The organism is Streptomyces sp. Ru73 (assembly GCF_002920575.1).
In the GTDB taxonomy this organism is placed as follows: Bacteria; Actinomycetota; Actinomycetes; order Streptomycetales; family Streptomycetaceae; genus Streptomyces.
Genome location: NZ_PQSQ01000088.1, coordinates 12,400 through 33,098 on the forward strand (window position 1 = coordinate 12,400; position 20,699 = coordinate 33,098).

16 protein-coding genes are annotated in these 20,699 nt (G+C 73.8%); 11 read left to right on the forward strand and 5 right to left on the reverse strand.

Going from position 1 to position 20,699, the window contains the following annotated elements:
* Positions 1-38: 38 nt before the first annotated feature.
* From C3486_RS28795 to C3486_RS28825, 7 genes are all read left to right on the forward strand, one after another.
* Complete coding sequence (locus tag C3486_RS28795; protein ID WP_103835706.1) at positions 39-1,013, forward strand: ABC transporter substrate-binding protein; 975 nt, start codon at positions 39-41, stop codon at positions 1,011-1,013.
* 37 nt (positions 1,014-1,050) lie between these two features.
* Positions 1,051-2,085, forward strand: a complete 1,035-nt coding sequence (locus tag C3486_RS28800) for an LLM class flavin-dependent oxidoreductase (protein ID WP_103835707.1) — start codon at positions 1,051-1,053, stop codon at positions 2,083-2,085.
* A complete protein-coding gene (locus C3486_RS28805) occupies positions 2,085-3,401 on the forward strand; it encodes an NtaA/DmoA family FMN-dependent monooxygenase (RefSeq protein ID WP_103835708.1) in 1,317 nt (438 codons plus the stop codon). The genes C3486_RS28800 and C3486_RS28805 overlap by 1 nt, the downstream gene beginning before the upstream one ends.
* A 14-nt stretch (positions 3,402-3,415) precedes the next feature.
* Positions 3,416-4,213 carry a DUF1684 domain-containing protein gene (locus C3486_RS28810; protein WP_103835709.1) on the forward strand — a complete coding sequence of 266 codons (798 nt, stop codon included), beginning with the start codon at positions 3,416-3,418 and terminating at the stop codon, positions 4,211-4,213.
* 264 nt (positions 4,214-4,477) lie between these two features.
* Entirely contained in the window at positions 4,478-5,377 is a 900-nt protein-coding gene (locus tag C3486_RS28815) for a S1 family peptidase (protein WP_103835710.1), read from the forward strand.
* A gap of 237 nt (positions 5,378-5,614) precedes the next feature.
* Positions 5,615-6,670 (forward strand): slipin family protein, encoded by a 1,056-nt coding sequence (locus C3486_RS28820; protein ID WP_258053044.1) that lies wholly within the window; start codon positions 5,615-5,617, stop codon positions 6,668-6,670.
* Between the two features lie 439 nt (positions 6,671-7,109).
* The gene (locus tag C3486_RS28825) at positions 7,110-8,177 is read left to right on the forward strand and encodes a S1 family peptidase (protein WP_103835711.1); all 1,068 of its coding nucleotides are present in this window, start codon (positions 7,110-7,112) and stop codon (positions 8,175-8,177) included.
* 148 nt (positions 8,178-8,325) lie between these two features.
* Here C3486_RS28825 and C3486_RS28830 read toward each other — a convergent pair whose 3' ends face one another.
* The 3 genes from C3486_RS28830 to C3486_RS28840 form a co-directional block, all read right to left on the reverse strand.
* Positions 8,326-9,090: a metallophosphoesterase gene (locus C3486_RS28830; protein ID WP_103835712.1), complete on the reverse strand. Its 765-nt coding sequence runs from the start codon at positions 9,088-9,090 to the stop codon at positions 8,326-8,328.
* A 173-nt stretch (positions 9,091-9,263) separates the two neighbouring features.
* A complete protein-coding gene (locus C3486_RS38315) occupies positions 9,264-9,605 on the reverse strand; it encodes a hypothetical protein (RefSeq protein ID WP_258053045.1) in 342 nt (113 codons plus the stop codon).
* 294 nt (positions 9,606-9,899) lie between these two features.
* Positions 9,900-10,493, reverse strand: a complete 594-nt coding sequence (locus tag C3486_RS28840) for a TetR/AcrR family transcriptional regulator (protein WP_258053046.1) — start codon at positions 10,491-10,493, stop codon at positions 9,900-9,902.
* A gap of 242 nt (positions 10,494-10,735) precedes the next feature.
* Between C3486_RS28840 and C3486_RS28845 the strand changes: the two genes are divergently transcribed.
* Complete coding sequence (locus C3486_RS28845) at positions 10,736-12,145, forward strand: cytosine permease (RefSeq protein ID WP_103835713.1); 1,410 nt, start codon at positions 10,736-10,738, stop codon at positions 12,143-12,145.
* Between the two features lie 29 nt (positions 12,146-12,174).
* Positions 12,175-13,821, forward strand: a complete 1,647-nt coding sequence (locus C3486_RS28850; protein WP_103835714.1) for an amidohydrolase — start codon at positions 12,175-12,177, stop codon at positions 13,819-13,821.
* 152 nt (positions 13,822-13,973) lie between these two features.
* Here the strand turns inward: C3486_RS28850 and C3486_RS28855 are convergent, their stop codons facing one another.
* A complete protein-coding gene (locus C3486_RS28855; protein ID WP_103835715.1) occupies positions 13,974-14,636 on the reverse strand; it encodes a TetR family transcriptional regulator in 663 nt (220 codons plus the stop codon).
* 131 nt (positions 14,637-14,767) lie between these two features.
* Between C3486_RS28855 and C3486_RS28860 the strand changes: the two genes are divergently transcribed.
* The gene (locus C3486_RS28860) at positions 14,768-15,538 is read left to right on the forward strand and encodes an SDR family NAD(P)-dependent oxidoreductase (protein WP_103835716.1); all 771 of its coding nucleotides are present in this window, start codon (positions 14,768-14,770) and stop codon (positions 15,536-15,538) included.
* A 134-nt stretch (positions 15,539-15,672) separates the two neighbouring features.
* Here the strand turns inward: C3486_RS28860 and C3486_RS28865 are convergent, their stop codons facing one another.
* Positions 15,673-16,785, reverse strand: a complete 1,113-nt coding sequence (locus C3486_RS28865) for an ABC transporter permease (protein WP_258053047.1) — start codon at positions 16,783-16,785, stop codon at positions 15,673-15,675.
* Between the two features lie 313 nt (positions 16,786-17,098).
* Between C3486_RS28865 and C3486_RS28870 the strand changes: the two genes are divergently transcribed.
* On the forward strand, positions 17,099-20,699 hold a 3,601-nt coding region (locus C3486_RS28870; protein WP_103835717.1), incomplete at its 3' end, for a DNA polymerase III subunit alpha.

The following is a 20,699-nucleotide window of genomic DNA, read 5'->3' on the forward strand; positions in this document are numbered from 1 at the left end:
GCCCCGGCACCCCGCCGCATCCCCCGAGGAGTACTCCCGTGAACCGCCGCCGCGCCCTGTCCGCCGCCCTCGCGCTCACCGCCGGAACGGTGCTGCTGAGCGCCTGCGGGAAGGGCGAGGCCGCACCGCTGGACGGCGCCCCCGGAGGCGGCGCCAAGACGAAGATCAACACCAGCCCGGACCAGCACCGCATCCACGTGCAGAAGGTCCCGGACATCGCCGCGCGGGTCCCCGCCCGGGTCCGCGCCCGTGGCACCCTCCAGTTCGGCCTGAGCACCGGCAGCAACCCACCGCTGGGCTTCTACGCCACCGACGACCGCACCCTGATCGGCGTCGAGCGGGACCTCGCCACCCTCATCGCCGACACCCTCGGCCTCGAGCCCCACTTCCAGGCGCTGTCCTGGGAGAACCTCTTCGTCGGCCTCGACAGCGGCAAGCTCGACGGCGTCCTCTCCAACGTCACGGTCACCGAGGAACGCAAGGAGAAGTACGACTTCGCCACCTACCGGCTGGACGAACTGGCCATGGAGGCACGCAAGGGCAGCCACTGGAAGGTGCGCGGCGCTGCCGACGTCGCGGGCAAGCGCATCGCCGTCAGCTCCGGCACCAACCAGGAGAAGATCCTCGTGGACTGGAGCAAGGAGAACGAGAAGGCGGGCCGCAAGCCGGTCGACATCCGGTACTACCAGAACACCTCCGACTACTACCTCGCCCTCCAGTCCGGCCGCATCGACGCCTACTTCGGGCCCAACCCGACCTCCGCCTACCACGTCGCCACGGCCGGGCAGACGGAGATCGTCGGCACCTTCTCCGGCGGCGGCGACCAGGTGCAGGGCAAGATCGCCGCCACCACGAAGAAGGGCAACGGGCTGGTCGAGCCCTACGCCGCCGCGCTCCAGCACGTCATCGACAACGGCGCCTACAAGAAGGTGCTCGCCCGCTGGGGCCTGACGAACGAGGCCGTGAAGAAGTCGGAGATCAACCCACGCGGACTGCCCAGGACCGCGTCATGACCCCTGTCCAGCCCTTCGCACCGGAAGGCTCCCACCGATGACCGCAACCAGCCGGCCGCCGCACCTCGCCGTCGCGCTCGACACCCCCGGCGCACCGAACCCCTTCGACGCGGCCCCCTACGTACGCCTCGCCCGCCTCGCCGAGCGCGGCACCCTGGACTTCGTCACGCTCGGCGACACGTTCGCGCGGCCCGGCCCGGACGCCCTCGCCGTCCTGGCCCGCACCGCGCCGCACACCGAACGGATCGGCCTGGTCCCGACGGTGACCACCACCCACACCGAACCGTTCCATCTCGCCACGGCCGTGCAGACCCTGGACTGGGTCAGCCGCGGCCGGGCCGGCTGGCGGGCCGACGTCTCCCGCACCCCGGCCGAGGCGGCGCTCTTCGGCCGCCGCCCGGCGGCCCCCGCCGAAGCGCTGTGGCGGGAGGCCGCCGACGTGGCCGACGCGGCCGGCCGGCTCTGGGACAGCTGGGAGGACGACGCGGAGATCAGGGACGCCGCCACCGGCCGGTTCATCGACCGCGACAAGCTGCACTACGTCGACTTCCGCGGCACCTCCTCCACCGGCGAGGAATTCACCGTACGCGGCCCCTCCATCGTGCCCCGGCCCCCGCAGGGCCGGCCCGTCATCGTCGTCGACGCCACCGAGGACGCCGCCCGGGAGACCGCAGCGGCCCGCGCCGACGTCGCCCTGGTCGCGGCCGAGGACCCCGACACCGCGTACACGGCCCGCGCCGCACTCCGTGCCCGCGCGGCGGAGCTGGGCCGGAACCCGGACGAGCTGCGCGTCCTCGCCTCCCTGCCCGTCGAACTCCCCGCCGCCGGCGACGCGGCCGGCCTCGCCGACCTGCTCACCGACTGGCACACGGCCGAGGCGGCCGACGGCTTCCACCTCCGGCCCGCCGACCCCGAGCGCGACCTCGCCCGGCTCGTCGACGGCACGGTCCCCGTCCTCCGCCGCCGCGGCCTGCTGCGCCGCACCTACCCGGGCACCACCCTGCGCGACCACCTCGGACTGGCGCGCCCGGACAGCCGTTACGCCGCCCGCACCGGAAAGGCAGCCTCCTGATGGCCACTTCCCGCACCCCCGCACGCAAGCGGCTGCACCTGGCCGCCCACTTCCCGGGTGTGAACAACACCACCGTCTGGCAGGACCCGCGGTCCCGCAGCCAGATCGAGTTCGACTCCTTCGTCCACCTCGCCCGCACCGCCGAGCGCGGGCTCTTCGACTTCTTCTTCCTCGCCGAGGGGCTGCGGCTGCGCGAGCACAAGGGCCGCATCCACGACCTGGACGTGGTGGGCAGGCCCGAGTCGCTGACGGTGCTGAACGCGCTGGCCGCGGTCACCGAGCGGCTGGGGCTGGCCGCCACCGTCAACGCCACCTTCAACGAGCCCTACGAACTGGCCCGGCGGCTGGCCACCCTGGACCACCTCAGCGCCGGCCGGGCCGCCTGGAACGTCGTCACCTCCTCCGACGCGTTCACGGGTGAGAACTTCCGGCGCGGCGGCTACCTCGACCACGCGGACCGGTACACCCGCGCCGCCGAATTCGTCGCCACCGCACGCGAACTCTGGGACTCCTGGACCGCGGACGGCACGCCCCGGCCGTTCGCGCACCGCGGGCAGCACTTCGACATCCACGGTGAGTTCACGCTGCCGCGCAGCCCGCAGGGCCACCCCGTCGTCATCCAGGCCGGCGACTCCCCGGCCGGGCGGGACTTCGCGGCCTCCGCCGCCGACGTGATCTTCACCCGGCACGGCACCCTGGAGGCGGGGCGCGCCTTTTACGCCGACGTCAAGGGACGGCTGGCCGCGCACGGCCGGACGCACGACTCGCTGAAGATCATGCCGGGCGTCACCTTCGTGCTCGGCGACACCGCGGCCGAGGCCCAGGAGAAGGCCCACCACATCCGCCGGCAGCAGGTCTCCCCGCAGAACGCGCTGCTCACCGCGGAACAGGTCTGGGGCACCGACCTCTCCCACCTCGACCCCGACGGCCCGCTCCCCGAATTCGACCCCGACCCCGACCCGAAGCTCACCCAGGGCCGCACCCGGCTCGGCGACCCCCAGGAGATCGCCGCCCGCTGGCGGGCGCTCTCCGAGGCCAAGGGGCTGTCCCTCCGCGAGACCGTCATCGAGGCGACCGGCCGGCAGTCCTTCATCGGCACCCCCGAGACGGTCGCCGCCGAGATGGACGCCTTCGTGACCCAGGACGCGGCGGACGGCTTCATCCTCGTACCGCACCTCACCCCCGGCGGCCTGGACGAGTTCGTGGACCGGGTCGTACCGCTGCTGCAGGAGCGGGGCGCGTTCCGTACCGAGTACGAGGGCGACACGCTCCGCTCCCACCTGGGGCTGCCGGCACCCGCCGGCAGCCCGGCGTGAAAGGCTCTGCCGCCATGGGCACAGAACCGGAGAAGGACTGGCGGACCTGGCGCGAGCTGCGCGAACGGACCGTCTCGGAGCCGTACGGACCGCTGGCGCTGACCGGCACGCACTGGCTCGCCGACCACCCCGAAGGCCGCCTGGAGGACGTTCCCGGCCACTGGGCCGAGGACGGCGACGCGGTACGGCTGACCGCCGCCGCGGCGGACGGGCTGACGCTGGACGGCGCGCCGCTCACCGGCGAGGCACGGCTGGCACCGGACGCCGGACCCGAGGCGTCCCGCGTCGCGCACGGCGACCGGCGGCTGGTCGTCCTGCGGCGCGAGGGCCAGTGGGCGGTCCGCGTCTTCGACCCGCACTCCGCTGCGCTGCGCGCCTTCACCGGGATCGACGCGTTCCCGTACGACGAGCGGTGGCGGTTGACCGGCCGGTTCCGGCCGTACGGGGAGGACCGCACGGTCCGGGTGCCGAACGCCGACGGCCGCGAGCGGGGCCTCGGCCTCGCCGGCGAGCTGGCCTTCACGGTCGACGGCACCGAGCACACCCTGCAGGCCGCGGTGGAAGCGGACGGCTCGCTGTGGGCGGTGCTCGCCGACGCCACCAGCGGAAGCGAAAGCTACCGCTTCCGCTTCCTGCGGCCGCCCGCGCCCGCCGCCGACGGCACCGTCATCGTCGACCTCAACCGCACCCTGCTCCCGCCGTGCGCCTTCGCGGACCACTTCATCTGCCCCTTCCCGCCGCCGGGCAACACCCTCCCGTTCGCCCTGCGCGCCGGAGAACGGCAGCTCAGCACGGGTGACCGGGCGGAGTAGCAGCCCGCGGGGAACCGCCGCGCACCGCCGCACGTCGAAGATCCGACCGAGGGGACCGGTACCACCGCCCCGGCAGCCGAAATCCCCGCTGCCGGGGCCCTGTGGCATGCCCCGGTCCGGAAACAGACCCTTGCGCGGCGCGCCCGGACACTCCAGACTCCCGTCCAGCGCTTGTCAGGGGCACGCGGAAAACGGAACCCGTGCTGCCTGGCTGCGCCTCACGGGCCGCCTACAGGCGACCCCCGATTCCCCTCGGAGGAAGAAGTGAGGAACGAGCGCATCACCCCCCGCAGCGGCGTCGCCAGACGCACCCGGCTGATCGCCGTGGCGTCCGGTCTCCTCGTCGCAGGAGCCGTGGCCATCCCCAGCGCCGCCAGCGCCGACGTGCGTCCGGCCAGTACGTTCAGCGCGACCCAGCTGTCCGCCGCGAGCGACTCGGTACGCGCAGCGGACGTCGCGGGCACGGCCTGGCGGGTCGACAAGGCGACGAACACCCTCGTCGTCACCGTCGACAAGACGGTCTCCCAGGCCGAGATCGCGAAGATCAAGAAGGCGGCCGGCGTCAACGCCGGTGCCCTCAGCATCGAGCGCACCGCGGGCAAGTTCCAGAAGTACATATCCGGCGGCGACGCGATCTACGCGCCGAGCTGGCGCTGCTCGCTGGGCTTCAACGTCCGCAGCGGCTCCACCTACTACGCCCTGACCGCCGGCCACTGCACCGACGGCAACCCGCCGTGGACCACCGGCAGCGGCGCGTCGATCGGCCCGACCGCCGGCTCCAGCTTCCCCGGCAACGACTACGGCATCATCAAGTACACCGGCTCGGTGTCGCACGAGGGCACCGTCGGCAGCCAGGACATCACCAGCGCCGGTACCCCGACCGTCGGCCAGACCGTCACCCGCCGCGGCTCCACCACCGGCATCCACAGCGGCCGCGTCACCGCCCTGAACGCGACCGTCAACTACGGCGGCGGCGACATCGTCTCCGGCCTGATCCAGACCACGGTCTGCGCCGAGCCCGGCGACAGCGGCGGCCCGCTGTACGCCGGCACCAAGGCGCTGGGCCTGACCTCCGGGGGCAGCGGCGACTGCACCTCCGGCGGCACCACGTTCTTCCAGCCCGTCACGGAGGCGCTGAGCGCCTACGGCGTGAGCGTGTACTGAGCCTGAGTACGACCGGGCACTTCCCTTTGGCCGGATGAGTGTTCTCGGCCCCGGGCCCGTACTGAGGAATACTGCGCCACTGGACTGCAGCCAGCAGCAGTAAGGCCCCCGCTCGCCGCGGCGAGCGGGGGCCCTTGGTTTTCCCCCGCCGTCCCGGCACTCGACCGTTCCGGCAACCGGGCATACGGTGTAACTACGTGCGACTCGGACGGCTGGCAGCCTTGCTAGGGGGCCGTGATGGTCGAGGAACTCGTGACGACCGGGGTGGCGCTGGCCTCTGCCGGGGCCGTGTACGCGGCGGCCGCCGCCCGCGTCATCAAACAGTACGAACGCGGCGTGGTGCTGCGGCTCGGGCGGCTCACCTCCCCGGTCCGCGGGCCCGGCTTCACGATGATCATCCCGTTCGTCGACCGGATGCGCCGGGTCAACATGCAGATCGTCACGATGCCCGTGCCGGCCCAGGAGGGCATCACCCACGACAACGTCACGGTCCGGGTGGACGCGGTGGTCTACTTCAAGGTCGTGGACGCCGCCGACGCGGTCGTCCAGGTCGAGGACTACCGCTTCGCCGTCTCCCAGGTCGCCCAGACCTCGCTGCGCTCCATCATCGGCAAGAGCGACCTGGACGACCTGCTCTCCAACCGGGAGAAGCTCAACCAGGGCCTCGAAGTCATGATCGACAGCCCGGCGCTGGGCTGGGGCGTCCAGATCGACCGCGTGGAGATCAAGGACGTGTCGCTGCCGGAGACCATGAAGCGGTCGATGGCCCGGCAGGCCGAGGCGGCCCGTGACCGGCGGGCGCGCGTGATCAACGCCGACGCGGAGCTGCAGGCGTCCAAGAAGCTGGCCGAGGCGGCCCAGCAGATGTCCGACCAGCCGGCCGCGCTGCAACTGCGCCTCCTCCAGACCGTGGTGGCCGTCGCCGCCGAGAAGAACTCCACCCTCGTCCTGCCCTTCCCCGTCGAGCTGCTGCGCTTCCTGGAGCGTTCGGGCCTCCAGGCCCAGGCGCAGACGGAGGCGTACGAGCGGGTGAGCGGGGGCGGCACCCGCGGCGAGGCGCGCCGCGAGGACGCGGCCCGTACGGAGCTGCGCCGCGAGGACGCGGAGGGCGCGGGCGGCGAGGCGGCGGGGGATGCGGCCCGCGCGGCGGTGCGCCGCGAAGAGGTGCCGCTGGACGCGGCGGAGGACCTGCCGGGCATCGAGCTGCCGGGCGTCGAGGTGCCCGGGCTGGAGATCCCCGGCGTGGAGGTGCCCGAGGCCGAGGGGAAGCCCCGGGGCGACAGCGCGACGTGAGGCGCGGGGCGCCGGCTGAGCGGAAGCGGACCGTCTGTTTCCGGACAGGTCCAGTCCTCACCCTGCGCTGAACGCCGCTCGCTCAGCGTGGGACTCGCATACCGGAAAGGGGAGGGACATGCGCGGATATCGGTGTGCAGGACTCGTGGACGACCGGTGAATCGTCGTACGCAAGACCGGAACTCGGTCTTGTGCGCGCCCTCGGGGGGTGGGAATACTCGGCGACGCGCATTGGCATGGACGCGACTGCCGGTCCGGACGCGGATCCCGGTGGTGGGCAGCGCATGCGGGCCGCGCGCCCGTACGGCACCCGGCCGTACGGCGGGTGCGATGACCGTCCGCGACGGATGGCCCGTTCACGTCCGTGTCCTGATCTCCACCCCTCAGGGCCCGCACTTCCCCCACCCGGCGGGCCCTTCCCCCCACGGGAGGTTTTGACTTGAAGCACCGCCGCATACCCAAGCGACGTGCCGCCCTGGCCGGTGCGGGAGCCCTCGCCCTGGCCGCCAGCGCCACCTTCGCGCTCAGTGCCAATGCCAGCCCGGCCCCCACGGCCAAGCTGCTCTCGCTGACGCCGGCCGCCGCCGGCAAGCTCGCCGCGCAGCTCACCGACGGCACCGCCGGTTCCTACTACGACGCCAAGGCCAAGAAGCTCGTCGTCAACGTGGTGGACGAGGCCGCGGCCGACACCGTACGGGCCAAGGGCGCCGAACCCAGAATCGTCCAGCACACCCTCGCCCAGCTGAACGGCGCCCGGCAGACCCTGAAGTCCAAGGCCACCATCCCCGGCACCTCCTGGGGCATCGACCCCAGGAGCAACAAGATCGTCGTCACGGCCGACCGCACCGTCAAGGGCGCGAAGCTGGCGAAGCTCACCAAGGTCGTCGACAGCCTCGGCAGCAAGGCGCAGCTCACCCGCAGCAAGGGGGAGTTCAAGCCCTTCATCGCCGGCGGCGACGCCATCTGGGGCAGCGGCTCGCGCTGCTCCCTCGGCTTCAACGTCGTCAAGGACGGCCAGCCGTACTTCCTGACCGCCGGCCACTGCGGCAACGCGGTCAAGAGCTGGTCGGACTCCCAGGGCGGCGGCGAGATCGCCACCACCGAGGAGTCCAGCTTCCCCGGCAACGACTACGCCCTGGTGAAGTACACGGCCGACACCGACCACCCCAGCGCGGTCGACCTCTACAACGGCAGCACGCAGGAGATCAGCGGCGCGGCCGAGGCCACCGTCGGTGAGAAGGTGCAGCGCAGCGGCTCCACCACCCAGGTCCACGACGGCACCGTCAAGGCCCTGAACGCCAGCGTCAACTACCAGGAAGGCACCGTCGAGGGCCTGATCCAGACCGACGTGTGCGCCGAGCCCGGCGACAGCGGCGGCGCGCTGTTCGACGGCGACAAGGCCATCGGCCTGACCTCGGGCGGCAGCGGCGACTGCTCCTCGGGCGGCGAGACCTTCTTCCAGCCGGTCACCGAGGCCCTGCAGGCCTACGGCGCACAGATCGGCTGACGCCCCGCACCCGTCCCGGCCCCCGGCCCGGCCCCCGTACGCGGCATGCGTACGGGGGCCGGGCCGCGTCGTGCGCCGTGCCGCGCAGCGCTGGGCCGCGCCGCGCGCACGGTCGCGGCCGTTCACCGGCGCCCCGCCGCGGCCGTCCTCAGCGCCCGTCCAGCGGGCCGAACGCGGCCAGTGCCTCCTCCGCGGAGTAGGTCTTCCGCACGTACTCGTCCGCCCACGCGGCCGCCTCCGGGAAGCCGGACTCGGCCGCGATCCGGGCACAGGCCGCCTCCCGGTCGTACACCGTGCGCCGCAACGCGACCGCGCCGCCGCCCGGACCCAGCAGCGCCCAGTGCGCACCGTCCCGCCCGTACGGCATGCCGACGCTGCCCGGGTTCACCACCAGCCGCCCGTGCGCGACGCGGACGAACGGCATGTGGGTGTGGCCGCACACCACCGTCCGTACCTCCTCCGGCACCCCGGCCAGCACCTCGGCGAAACGCTCCTGCCGGGAGTCGGCGAGCACCACCTCGGCGTCGTCGCGCGGGGTGGCGTGGCAGAAGAGGACGGGCCCGAGACCCGGCACGTCCAGCGTCACGGCCGCCGGGAGCGCGACGAGCTCCGCGACGTCGGCGGGGGCGAGCTGCCGGGCGGCCCAGGGCGTGACCGCGTCGGGGGCCGGCGCCTCCGGATCGTGGTGGCACGCGAGCAGTTCGCGTTCGCCGTTGCCGCGGAGCCATACGGCCCGGTCGCCGAGGCCGCGCAGCAGCGCGAGGGTCTGCTCGGGGAGCGGCCCGGAGAGAAGGTCGCCGGTGAGGACGACGGTACGCGCGGCCCGCACGTCGGGCTCGGCGAGCACGGCCTCCAGCGCGGGGGCGACTCCGTGGACATCGGACAGGACGGCTACCGCGGCGGTGTCGGTCATGGGGCGAGCGTGGCAGCGGCGGGGCGGCGCGGAAGGCGATTCGGCTCTCGGCTGACGCGCGGCGTTGGCGAGGCCGGCCGGCGTGCCGCGTTGGGAGGCCGGCCGGCGTGCCGCGTTAGCGAGGCGTTAGCCGTACGGCGGCGGATCATCAGCGGCGGCCGGGAGTCTTGTGTTCACCGGCCCGGGAGACCGCACCGGGACCGCCGGACCACCACCACGAGAGAATCGGGGGAGATCGTGTCGCACCGTACCGTTCTGCGCCATGCCCGCAATGCCGCCGCCGCCATGGTGATCGCCGTCGCCGCGTTCGGGCTCACGGCCTGTGACGCCTCCGGTACCGACACGCCGTCGTCGGCCGGCAGTTCGTCCGCCGCCGCCTCGCAGTCCCCCGGCGCCACGGCCGGGACCGGCCAGAGCAAGGCCGGCCAGAGCAGTGCCGGGCAGGGCGGTACCGACCAGGGCTCCGCCCACGGCACCCCCGCCGCCACCCCGAAGAAGCCGGGCGAGCGCTGCACGGACCAGATCAATTACGCGGGGGACCCCGGTCCAACGCCGAGATCAACAGCATCGGCGCGGAGACCGGCCACTGCCCGGCGCCCCAGAAGGGCGGCGAGCCGACCGGCACGCCGGCGGGCACCCCCAAGAAGCCCGGCGTGAGCTGCACGAACCAGATCAACTACGCGGACGACTCCCGGTCCAACGCCGAGATCAACAGCATCGGCGAGGAGACCGGCTACTGCCCGCCCGTCCAGAAGTGAGCCCGCGCCGTCCCGGCCCGCTCCGGGACGGCGCACACGCGCATCACACCTTCAGAGCCGTTCCACCAGCCGGGCCGCCGCGGACCTCGCCGTAGCGAGGGCGGCGGCCCGGTCCGCGCCGTGCTGGCCCAGGACCACCCGGGTGCTGAGCCCGTCGAGCAGGGCGAGCAGTTCGGAGGCGCGGGCCGTGCAGTCGCCGGGGGCGAAGCGGCCCTGCGCGACGCCCTTGGCCAGCAGCGCCGCCAGGTCCTCGCGCCAGGCCCGGTCGAGTTCCTCCTGGGCCTCGCGCAGCGGCTCGTTGACGGCCGTACGGGCCCACAGCTCGATCCACAGCATCCAGCGCGGGTCACGCGGTCCGCGCGGCAGATAGAGGTCGACGAACGCGTCGAGCATCCGCACCGCGCCGAGCCGGCGGGCGAGCAGCGCCCGCCGTTCCTCGGCGAGCTTCGCCTCGCTGAACCGCAGCGCTTCCAGGAGCAGCAGGTCCTTGCTGCCGAAGTAGTACAGGATGTGGCCGCCGCTCGTGCCGAGCCGCCGCGCCAGGGCCGCCATGGTCAGCTCCGCGAGACCGCCCTCGGCGATGGCCACCATCGCCTCTTCCAGGATCCGGCCGGCCGCGACCTGTCCGTCCCGCCGTCGTGCCACCGCCCGGCCCGCCCTTCGTCCCGTACGCCGTTGCGTACGCCGTTCCCGTTCCGTACGCGGTTCCGTACGCCGGTCCCGTCTCGTACGCCGCTCCGTCCGACCGACCTTATCCCGGCCCGTCGGCCGCGGGGTCTTGACGGGCGGGGAAGGGGCAGGCATTTTGAATGCCGTTCAAGTTTCTTGAATGGCATTCAAAGTCGGGCCAGCAGTCGGGGCCTCCCGAGCCGGAGCGAGGGAAACGCATGACGTCCACCGGAGTAGCCGACGACGAGGTCTTCAGAGTCGAGAGCCACGGCATCGACCCCATCCCCGAGAAGGACCGGCACGGCAGCGCCAGGGACCTGTTCTGGCTCTGGTTCGGCTCCAACCTCACCTTCACCTACGTCATCAACGGCACCCTCGCCGTCGGCTTCGGCCTCTCCTTCTGGTCCGCCACCGCCGTCGTCGTCCTCGGCGGCCTGGCCTTCTTCGCCGTCAGCGCCGCGGGGCTGAGCGGCATCCGCACCGGCACCGCCACCCTCGTCATCTCCCGCGCCGCCTTCGGCCACCGCGGCAACTGGCCCGCAGCACTGCTCAACTGGGTCGTCAGCATCGGCTACACCATCGTCAACACGGTCGTCGGCGCCCTCGCCCTCGAAGCCCTGCTCACCGGCGCGCACCTGCTCCACGGCGCCCCGGCCCGCGCCGTCGCCCTGCTGATCACCCTCGCCCTCACCTTCGCCGTCGCGATGTGGGGCCACGCCACCGTGCAGGCCGCCGAACGCTGGATGGCGTACGTCCTCGGCGCCGGCTTCGCCGTACTGTTCCTCCTCCTGCTGCCCGGCCTCGACCCGCACGCGCCGGCCGCACAGGGCGCCGCCGGCGGCTTCAGCGCCTGGACTCTCGCCCTCGTCGTCATGCTCTCCGGGCCGGTCTCCTACCTGCCGATGCCCGCCGACTACACCCGCTACCTGCCCGCCGGCACCACGCTGCGCGCGATCACCTGGAGCGGCGCACTCGGCGGCTTCCTCTCCTCCGTCGGCCTCGGCGTCGCGGGCGTCGCGGCCGCCACCCGCGCCGACATGACCGACCCGGTCGCGGGCGTGGAAGGACTGCTGCCCGGCTGGTTCAAACCGCTGTTCCTGCTGCTCGTCCTGGGCGGCTCGGTCACCAACTCGATCCTCACCCTCTACTCCTCCAGCCTCAACCTCCAGGTCCTCGGCATCCCCTGGACCCGCGCCCGCACCATCGTCATCAGCGCCGCCGTCACCGTCACCGGCTCCCTCTACGCCCTCTTCCTCGCCGACTTCACCGCCTCCCTGCTCTCCTTCCTCTCCCTGATGGTCCTCGTCTTCGCGCCCTGGGGCGGCGTCTTCCTCGCCGACATGCTGCTGCGCCGCTGCCGGTACGACGCCGACGCGCTGCACACCGGCCCCGGCGGCCGCTACTGGTACCGCGCCGGCTGGCACCCCGAAGGGCTGGCCGCCCTCCTCGCCGGCCTGGTCTTCGCCACGCTGACCTGCGACTCCGAGCTGTGGACCGGCCCGCTCGTCGCCCCGCTCGGCGGCGGCGACCTCACCCTCCTCGGCGCGGCCGTCTCCGGCCTCACCTACGCCGCCCTCGTCCGCCGCCGGACCACGGCACCCCACACCGGCCTGCCGGCCTCCCCCTGAACCACCCGCACCACCACAGGAGTACGCCCATGCCCCACCCGCCCGCCGACCTCGTCCTGCGCAACGCCCGCATCCACACCGTCGACCCCGCACTGCCCGAGGCCGAGGCCCTGGCCGTACGCGACGGCCGCATCGTCTGGCTCGGCCCCGACACGGAAGCCGCGGCCTGGACCTCCGGCCGTACCGAAGTCCTGGACGGCCGGGGCCGGCTGGCGCTGCCCGGCTTCATCGACGCCCACAACCACGTACGGCTCGGCTCCGACGACGCCTGCGTCCAGCTCGCCGGCGCCCGCACCCTGGACGAGGTGCACGCCCGCATCCGCACCTGGCGGGACGCGCACCCCGACGCCGCCTGGATCGAGGCCGAGGCGCTGGACTACTCCGCGCTCCCCGGCGGCCGCATGCCCCGCGCCGCCGACCTCGACCCCGTCACCGGCGACACGCCCGCCTTCGTCCTCAGCTACGACGTGCACACCGCCTGGCTCAACACCGCGGCACTGCGCCGCCTCGGCATCACCAAGGACCGCACCGACCTGCCGTACGGCCGCGCCGAGACCGACCCCGCCACCGGCGAACCCACCGGATTCCTCAAGGACTTCGCCGTCCGCGGCCTCTCCCGCGACGGCCACCGCGCCCTGCGCGACCTCGGCCTGCCCTGGGCGTCGCCCGACCGCCAGTACCGCCGGCTGACCCGCAGCCTGGACGACGCGATCCGCTACGGCATCACGACGGTGGTCGAACCGCAGAACTCCCTCGACGACCTGGCCCTGTTCGAACGGGCCCGCGCCGAGGGCCGGCTGCGTTCCCGGCTCCTCGCCGCCCTCTTCCACCCCCGCGGCACGACCGGCGCCGACCTCGCCGCATTCGCCGCAGCCGCCGGGAAGTACGACGACGACCGGCTCCGTGTGGGACCCCTCAAGCTCTACATCGACGACGTGATCGAGCCGCGCACCGCCGCGCTCCTCACCCCGTACGCCGGCTGCCGCCACCACCGCGGCGAGACCTTCTACCCGCCCGAGGAATTCACCGCGCTCCTCACCGAACTGGACCGGCTCGGCTTCCAGTGCTTCGTGCACGCCACCGGCGACCGCGGCATCCGTACCGTCCTGGACGCGGTCGAGCGGGCACGCGCCGTCAACGGCCCCCGCGACGCCCGCCACCAGATCGTGCACGTCGAATGCCTGGACCCGGCCGACACCCCGCGCTTCGCCGAACTCGGCGTGGTCGCCTGCATGCAGCCCCGGCACGCCGCACCCGAGATCGCCGGACCCGGCCAGGACTGGGCGGAGAACGTCGGCCCCGACCGCTGGCACAAGGCATGGCCGCTGCGCAGCCTCCAGGAGGCGGGCGCGGTCCTCGCCTTCTCCAGCGACTGGAACGTCGCCGAGATGGACCCGATGACCGGCATCCACACCGCCGTCACTCGCCGCCCGCTCGGCGGCGGCGAACCCTGGGGCCCGCAGGAGACCATCGACGTCGAAAGCGCCGTGCACGGCTACACGATGGGCTCGGCGTACGCCAACTTCCTCGAGAACGAGCGCGGTTCACTCACCGTCGGCAAGCTCGCCGACTTCGTGGTCCTCTCCCGCGACATCCTGCGCGCCGCACCGGAGGACATCCCGGGAACGGTGGCGGAGACGGTCGTGGTGGGGGGAGAGGTGGTGCACACGGCCTGACCGCCGCCCTCCGGGCGCGCACGCCGCCCGACCGCTGCCCTCCGGCGCGCACGCCGCCCGACCGCTGCCCTCCGGCGGGTTACACCATCTGACCGCGGCCCTTCGGCGTGCACGCCACCCGACCGCTGTCCGTCCTGCCCGCCCGGGGCCGCTCACCCCGCCCCGGGCCCCCGCCGCTGCGCCAGCCACGGCAGCCCCGCCCCCACCAGCCGGAGCCCCCGCACGGCCAGCTCCGCCGGCGCCTCGTCGCTCTCGCCGGCCGCCCACACCTCCACCGCGGCCCGCAGCGCCCCGTCGGCGGCGGCCGCTGCCAGCCGCACCTCCAGCGGCCCCGCCGCACCCGCCCGCGCCAGCACCTCCGTCAGCGCCAGCTCCGACTCGTGGTGCGCCCGGTGCCACACCGCGCGCAGCGCCGGGTTGTCCCGCATCGCGTGCAGCAGCCCGCGGGTCCACTCCAGCGCCTCCGCCGCCCGCGCGTCTGCGGGCGTCAGCGCCTCGCGGGCCGCCCGCTCCAGCACCTCGCCCAGCGGCAGCTCCGGCTCCCGTGCGGCCAGCTCCGCCAGGCGCTCGGTCCAGCTCCGTACGCCCCAGGTCAGCAACGGTGCGACCGCGTCCTCCTTGGTCCGGAAGTAGCGGTAGAAGGTGCGCGGCGCGACGCCCGCCGCCCGCGCGATGTCCTCGGCGGTGACGGCGCCGCCGCGCTCGGCGAAGAGCGCCGCCGCGGTACGGGCGATCTCCAGCTCGGTCGCGGCCTTGCGCCGCTCGGTGAGCGTGGCGGGGCGGGCGGAGGAGGGAGCGGGCTGTGCGGTGGACATGCCCGGAGTGTACGCCGCCGTACGCCGATGTGACGCATGCTGCAAAGGTGGCACACTGTGCCACGCAGGCGTACGGTGACTTGGCCGGGGCCCGACGGAGAGCCCCGCACCGCAACAGAACGGAGAACGCCATGAACCGCTATGAGGGCCGACGGGTACTGATCACCGGCGCCGGATCCGGCATCGGCCGGGCCACCGTGCACCGGATCCTCGCGGAGGGCGGCCGGGTCGTGGCGGCGGACGTCAGCGAGGAGGGCCTGAAGGGCACCGCCGAGCGCGCCGCCGCCGACGGCACGGACGGCCGGCTCACCACGGCGGTCCTGGACATATCCGACGAGGCCGCGGTCGTCGCGGGCGTGGCGGCCGCCGTGGAGTCGCTCGGCGGACTGGACGTCCTGGTCAACGCGGCCGGCATCCTGCGCTCCGAGCACACCCACAAGACCACCCTGGAGTTCTGGAACCGGATCGTCACGACCAATCTCACCGGCACGTTCCTGATGATCCGCGAGGCGCTGCCCGCCCTGCTGGCGGGCGAGCAGCCGGTGATCGTGAACTTCAGCTCCACCTCGGCCTCGTTCGCGCACCCGTACATGGCGGCCTACGCGGCGAGCAAGGGCGGCATCCAGTCGATGACCCACGCCATCGCGAGCGAGTACGGCAAGCAGGGCCTGCGCGCGGTGTGCGTCGCGCCCGGCTCCATCGCCAGCGGCATGACCACCGGCCGCGGCCCCGGGCTGCCCGAGGACGCCGACATGAGCCTGTTCACGAAGCTGATGCCGGTCATCGGCGAGGGCTTCGCCGGTCCCGAGACGGTCGCGGGCGTCATCGCGATGCTCGCCTCCGAGGACGGCGCCTTCGTCACGGGCACGGAACTGCGGATCGACGGCGGCACCCACATGTGAGTCGCACACAGGTCCTGCGGGGGCGCGGATCTGCCCGGGGAGCGGTCCTGCCTCCGGTGGGCCTGCCTCGGGGGCGGCCCTTCCTCGGGGCCTCCCGGGGGCGGTCCTGCCCCCGCCCTCGCGTATGCCGCGCCCTACTGCTGCCGCACCTCGCTCCGGTCGACCGCGCCCCGCCCCACCGAGAGTGCCGCGAAGACCAGCGTCAGCACCGAGGCGACCACCGCCCAGGCGGCGAGCACCAGCAGCGGCCCGGTCAGCGCCCGCCCGCCGAAGTACGCGATCGAACGGGCCGCCCAGGTGCCCGCGCCCGGCGGCAGCGCGGGCCCGATCGCCTCCCAGAACGGCGGCAGCAGCGGATACGGATACGCACCGCCCGCACTGGGGTTACCGCCGATCACCACCACCAGGATGGTCAGCCCGATGCCGAGGACCCCGGCGATGCCCTGGAAGGCGAAGGTCGTGGCGCCCACCGCGAACACGATCAGCGCGCCCAGCCCCCACAACGCCACCACGCTGCCGGGCAGCGCGCCGAGCGCCGGACCGATGACGAGCGCCCCGGCCAGCCCCGCCAGCACCGAGTACACCAGCAGCGTCGCGAGCCGGATGACGGCCCGCCGGCCGTTGGTGGGCCGGGCCCCGTAACTGATCGCGAGGATCGCGGCACACAGGTAGCCGCCCACGCACCACCCCACCACCAGGTAGAACGAGGACAGCCCGCGCGCGTCCTGCGGGTCCGCCGGCGCCACGTCGGTCGTCCGGACCGTCCGCCCCTCGCGCTGCTCCGCCTTGGTGAGGACCTTCTGCAGCGCGTCGGAGAGCGCGCTGCCGCTGCCGCCCGCGACCAGCAGCTCGTCCTGCTTGCCGCGCGGATCGGCCACCAGCGCGCCGTCGATCTCCCGGTCCTTCAGCTGCCGCACGGCCTCGGCCCGCGACCCGGCGGGCCGCGGGTCGAGCGGCGAGCCCGGCAGCCGGTCCAGCTTCGCGACCAGCTGGCCGCGTGCCTGCGGGGGCGCCACGACCGCGAACGTCACGTCCCGGGGCTTGGGGGAGTGGAAGGCGCCGGCGTACGAGGCGATGAACGCGGCCGTCAGCGCCAGCACCCCGACGACCAGCAGCGCGGCCCGCGCCGACACCGCGTCCTTCAGCTCCTCCGCGAAGGTGGCGCGCGGGGCGCCGGCCCCGCCACCGCCTCCGGTGCCGCCTCCGCCCCCGTGCCCGGCCCCGGTCCCGCCGTCCGCTGTGGCCATCTGCCGCTCCTCGTGTCCGTACCGGTCGCTCGTCCCGGCCGCGCTCGTGTCAGCCGTCCGCGCCGGTCGCTCGTCCCGGTCGTTCGTGCTGGTCGCTCGTATCGGCTGCTCGAACCGCTCACTCGAATCGACCATCCGTATAGCGATTCGCCCCATATCTTCCGTTTCGCGGCCGAAGATATGCGGCCGCGCGGCCGCTCCCCGGCGCGTCGCACACCTCTGTTCGCACGCGCGTTCGAAGAAAGCGTTATGGTGTGAGTGAGACGGGGGATGCAAGGTAAGTCAGGGGGTGCTCACGCGGTAGGAGGTGCGAATGTCCCGGTTCACGCACCTGCACACCGCGTCGGGATTCTCCGTGCGATACGGCGCCTCCCACCCCGAACGGCTCGCCGAGCGCGCCGCCGAACGCGGCATGGACGCCCTCGCCCTCACCGACCGCGACTCCCTCGCCGGCGCCGTACGCTTCGCCAAGGCCGCCGCCGAAGCCGGCATCCGCCCCCTCTTCGGCACCGACCTGGCCATCGCCGAACCACAGCCCGGCCCCACCCCCACGGCACGCCGCCGCACCCCCGTACGCGGCGGTGCCTTCGTCGACGAATCCGCTGCCCGCGCCGTCTTCCTCGCCCGCGACGGCGCCCGCGGCTGGGCCACCCTCTGCCGCCTGGTCTCCGCGGCCCACGCCACCGACCGCGACCGCCCCCTCCTCCCCTGGGAAGCCCTCACCGGCGCACCGGGCACCCACGCCGGCGCGGCCGGCACCACCGACGGCATACGCGAAGCCGCCGCCCGCCTCGGCGACCCCACCGACGGCGTCCTCGTCCTCCTCGGCCCCGACTCCGAAGTCGGCCGCGCCCTCGCCGCCGGCCGCCCCGACCGCGCCGCCCGCCTCCTCGCCCCCTGGCGCGAGCTCTACGGCGACGCCCTCCGCCTCGAAGTCGTCCACCACGGCCGCACCGGCACCGGCCCCGGCTCCCTCCGCCTCGCGGCCCGCACCCTCGGCTTCGCCGTCGACCAGGGCGTACGCGCCGTCCTCAGCAACGCCGTCCGCTACGCCGACCCCGGCCAGGGCCCCGTCGCCGACGTCCTGGACTCCGCCCGCCGCCTCGTACCCGTCGACCGCCACCGCCCCGAAGCCCGCGACAGCGGCGAACGCTGGCTCAAGGACGCCGCGACCATGGCCCGCACCGCCGAACGCGTCGCCGAAGCCGCCGGCCACCGGCGCGACACCGCCCACCGCCTCCTCACCATGACCGAGGAGACCGCGGCCGCCTGCCTCGTCGACCCCCAGGACGACATCGGCCTCGGCACCGTCCACTTCCCCGAACCCCGCCTCGTCGGCGCCGCGCACCGCACCGCCTCGCGCGTCCTCGCCTCCCGCAGCGCCGCCGGCATGGTCCGCCGCGGCTACGACCGCGGCCCCGAAGCCCGCGCGTACTGGGAACGCCTCCACCGCGAACTGGACATCATCGACCACCACGGCTTCGCGTCGTACTTCCTCACCGTCGCCCAGGTCGTCGAGGACACCCGCCGCCTCGGCATCCGCGTCACCGCACGCGGCTCCGGCGCCGGCTCCCTCGTCAACCACCTCCTCGGCATCGCACACGCCGACCCCGTCGAACACGGCCTGCTCATGGAACGCTTCCTCTCCAAGCGCCGCGCCGTCCTCCCCGACATCGACATCGACGTGGAATCGGCGCGCCGCCTGGAGGTCTACCGCGCGATCTTCGACCGCTTCGGCGCCGAACGCGTCGCCACCGTCGCCATGCCCGAGACCTACCGGGTACGGCACGCCGTACGCGACGTCGGCGCCGCCCTCGGCATGGACCCCGCCGAGGTCGACCGGATCGCCAAGTCCTTCCCGCACATCCGGGCCCGCGACGCCCGCGCGGCGCTGGAGGAACTGCCGGAGCTCCGCGGGCTGCGGGACAACCCGCCGCCCCCGCCGTTCTGGGACCTGGTCGAAGGACTGGACAAACTCCCGCGCGGCACCGCCATGCACCCCTGTGGCGTCCTCCTCTCCGACGCCACCCTCACCGCACGCACCCCCGTGGTCCCCACCGGCGGCGAGGGCTTCCCCATGTCCCAGTTCGACAAGGACGACGTGGAGGACCTCGGCCTGCTCAAGCTCGACGTACTCGGCGTCCGCATGCAGTCCGCGATGGCCCACGCCACCGCCGAGATCGGCCGCGCCACCGGCCGCCCGGCCCCCGACCTCGACGACCCGGCACAGGTACCGCCCGGCGACCCCGCCACGTACGGCCTGATCCGCTCCACCGAGACCCTCGGCTGCTTCCAGATCGAATCACCGGGCCAGCGCGACCTGATCGGCCGGCTCCAGCCCGCCACCTTCCACGACCTGGTCGTGGACATCTCGCTCTTCCGTCCCGGGCCGGTCGCGGCCGACATGGTCCGCCCCTTCATCGAATCCCGCCACGGCCGCAGGCCCGTCCGCTACCCGCACCCCGACCTGGAGGACGCCCTGCGCGAGACGCACGGAGTCGTGGTCTTCCACGAACAGGTCATCCGCATCCTGGACCGCATGACCGGCTGCGGCCTGGACGAGGCCGACCGGGTGCGCCGCGGCCTGTCCGACCCCGAATCCCAGGGCCGCATCCGCGTCTGGTTCGCCGAACAGGCCGCCCAGCGCGGCTACTCCGCCGAGGACGTCGCCCGCACTTGGGAGATCATCGAAGCCTTCGGCTCGTACGGCTTCTGCAAGGCGCACGCCGTCGCCTTCGCCGTACCGACCTACCAGTCCGCCTGGCTCAAGGCCCACCACCCGGCCGCCTTCTACGCCGGCCTGCTCACCCACGACCCCGGCATGTACCCCAAGCGCCTTCTCCTCGCCGACGCCCGCCGCCGCGGCGTCCCGATCCTCCCCCTGGACGTGAACCACTCCGACGTGTCCTATCGAATCGAACTGGTGTCTGGTGAATCCGGCGCATCGGGTGTATCGGGGGGCGAAACGCGCTTGGAGCTCGGGGGCGGGGCCCGTGGGGGCGGGCCCGCGTCTCGTGCGGCCGGTGCCGAGGGGGCTCGCGCAGGCGTGGCCGAACACCGCGCATCTGGAAGCGGATCCCGCGCAGGCGGCGCCGAACTCCGTACGGCCGGAGGGCGCGCGGCGCCACCGGCGTCCGCACCCGGCTCGGCCGGCCGGTGGGGACTCCGGCTCGCGCTCTCCGAAGTGCACGGCATCAGCGAGGCGGAGGCCGAACGGATCGCCGCCGGCCGCCCCTACTCCTCACTCCAGGACCTGTGGCGCCGCGCCCACCCCGGCCGCCCGGTACTCGAACGCCTCGCCCGGGTCGGCGCCCTGGACTCCTTCGGCGCCAACCGCCGCGACCTGCTGCTGCACATCGCCGAACTCCACCGCCAGCAGCGGGGCGCCCCGGCCGACACCCAACTCCCGCTGTCCGCGGCGGCCGCCTCGGCACCGGCAGGACTGCCGGACCTGAGCGACGCCGAACGCCTCAGCGCCGAACTGGGCGTCCTCGGCATGGACGCCTCCCGGCACCTGATGGCGGACCACGCCCAGTTCCTGAACGAGCTGGGCGTACTCCCGGCCAAGCGGCTGCGCGAGGCCCGGCACGGCGACACGGTCCTGGTCGCCGGGGCCAAGGCCGCCACCCAGACACCCCCGATCCGCTCCGGACGGCGCGTCATCTTCACCACCCTCGACGACAGCACGGGCCTGGTCGACTGCGCGTTCTTCGACGACAGCCACGAGGCGTGCGCCCACACCGTCTTCCACTCCTGGCTGCTCCTGGTACGCGGCACGATCCAGCGCCGCGGCCCGCGCAGCTTCAGCGTGGTCGGCACGGCGGTCTGGAACCTGGCGGAACTGGCGGAACTCCGGGAACGGGGCGGGCTGCGGGCGGTCATGACCCACCTGGCCACCCGCCCCTCCCTCCCCC

Bases quoted from the DNA above. Each gene is read 5' to 3' on its own strand.
- C3486_RS28805 (WP_103835708.1), top strand. From the start codon at position 2,085: ATGGCCACTTCCCGCACCCCCGCACGCAAGCGGCTGCACCTGGCCGCC.
- C3486_RS28865 (WP_258053047.1), bottom strand. From the start codon at position 16,785: ATGGCCACAGCGGACGGCGGGACCGGGGCCGGGCACGGGGGCGGAGGC.
- C3486_RS28845 (WP_103835713.1), top strand. From the start codon at position 10,736: ATGACGTCCACCGGAGTAGCCGACGACGAGGTCTTCAGAGTCGAGAGC.
- C3486_RS28810 (WP_103835709.1), top strand. From the start codon at position 3,416: ATGGGCACAGAACCGGAGAAGGACTGGCGGACCTGGCGCGAGCTGCGC.
- C3486_RS28860 (WP_103835716.1), top strand. From the start codon at position 14,768: ATGAACCGCTATGAGGGCCGACGGGTACTGATCACCGGCGCCGGATCC.
- C3486_RS28820 (WP_258053044.1), top strand. From the start codon at position 5,615: ATGGTCGAGGAACTCGTGACGACCGGGGTGGCGCTGGCCTCTGCCGGG.
- C3486_RS28850 (WP_103835714.1), top strand. From the start codon at position 12,175: ATGCCCCACCCGCCCGCCGACCTCGTCCTGCGCAACGCCCGCATCCAC.
- C3486_RS28830 (WP_103835712.1), bottom strand. From the start codon at position 9,090: ATGACCGACACCGCCGCGGTAGCCGTCCTGTCCGATGTCCACGGAGTC.
- C3486_RS28800 (WP_103835707.1), top strand. From the start codon at position 1,051: ATGACCGCAACCAGCCGGCCGCCGCACCTCGCCGTCGCGCTCGACACC.
- C3486_RS28855 (WP_103835715.1), bottom strand. From the start codon at position 14,636: ATGTCCACCGCACAGCCCGCTCCCTCCTCCGCCCGCCCCGCCACGCTC.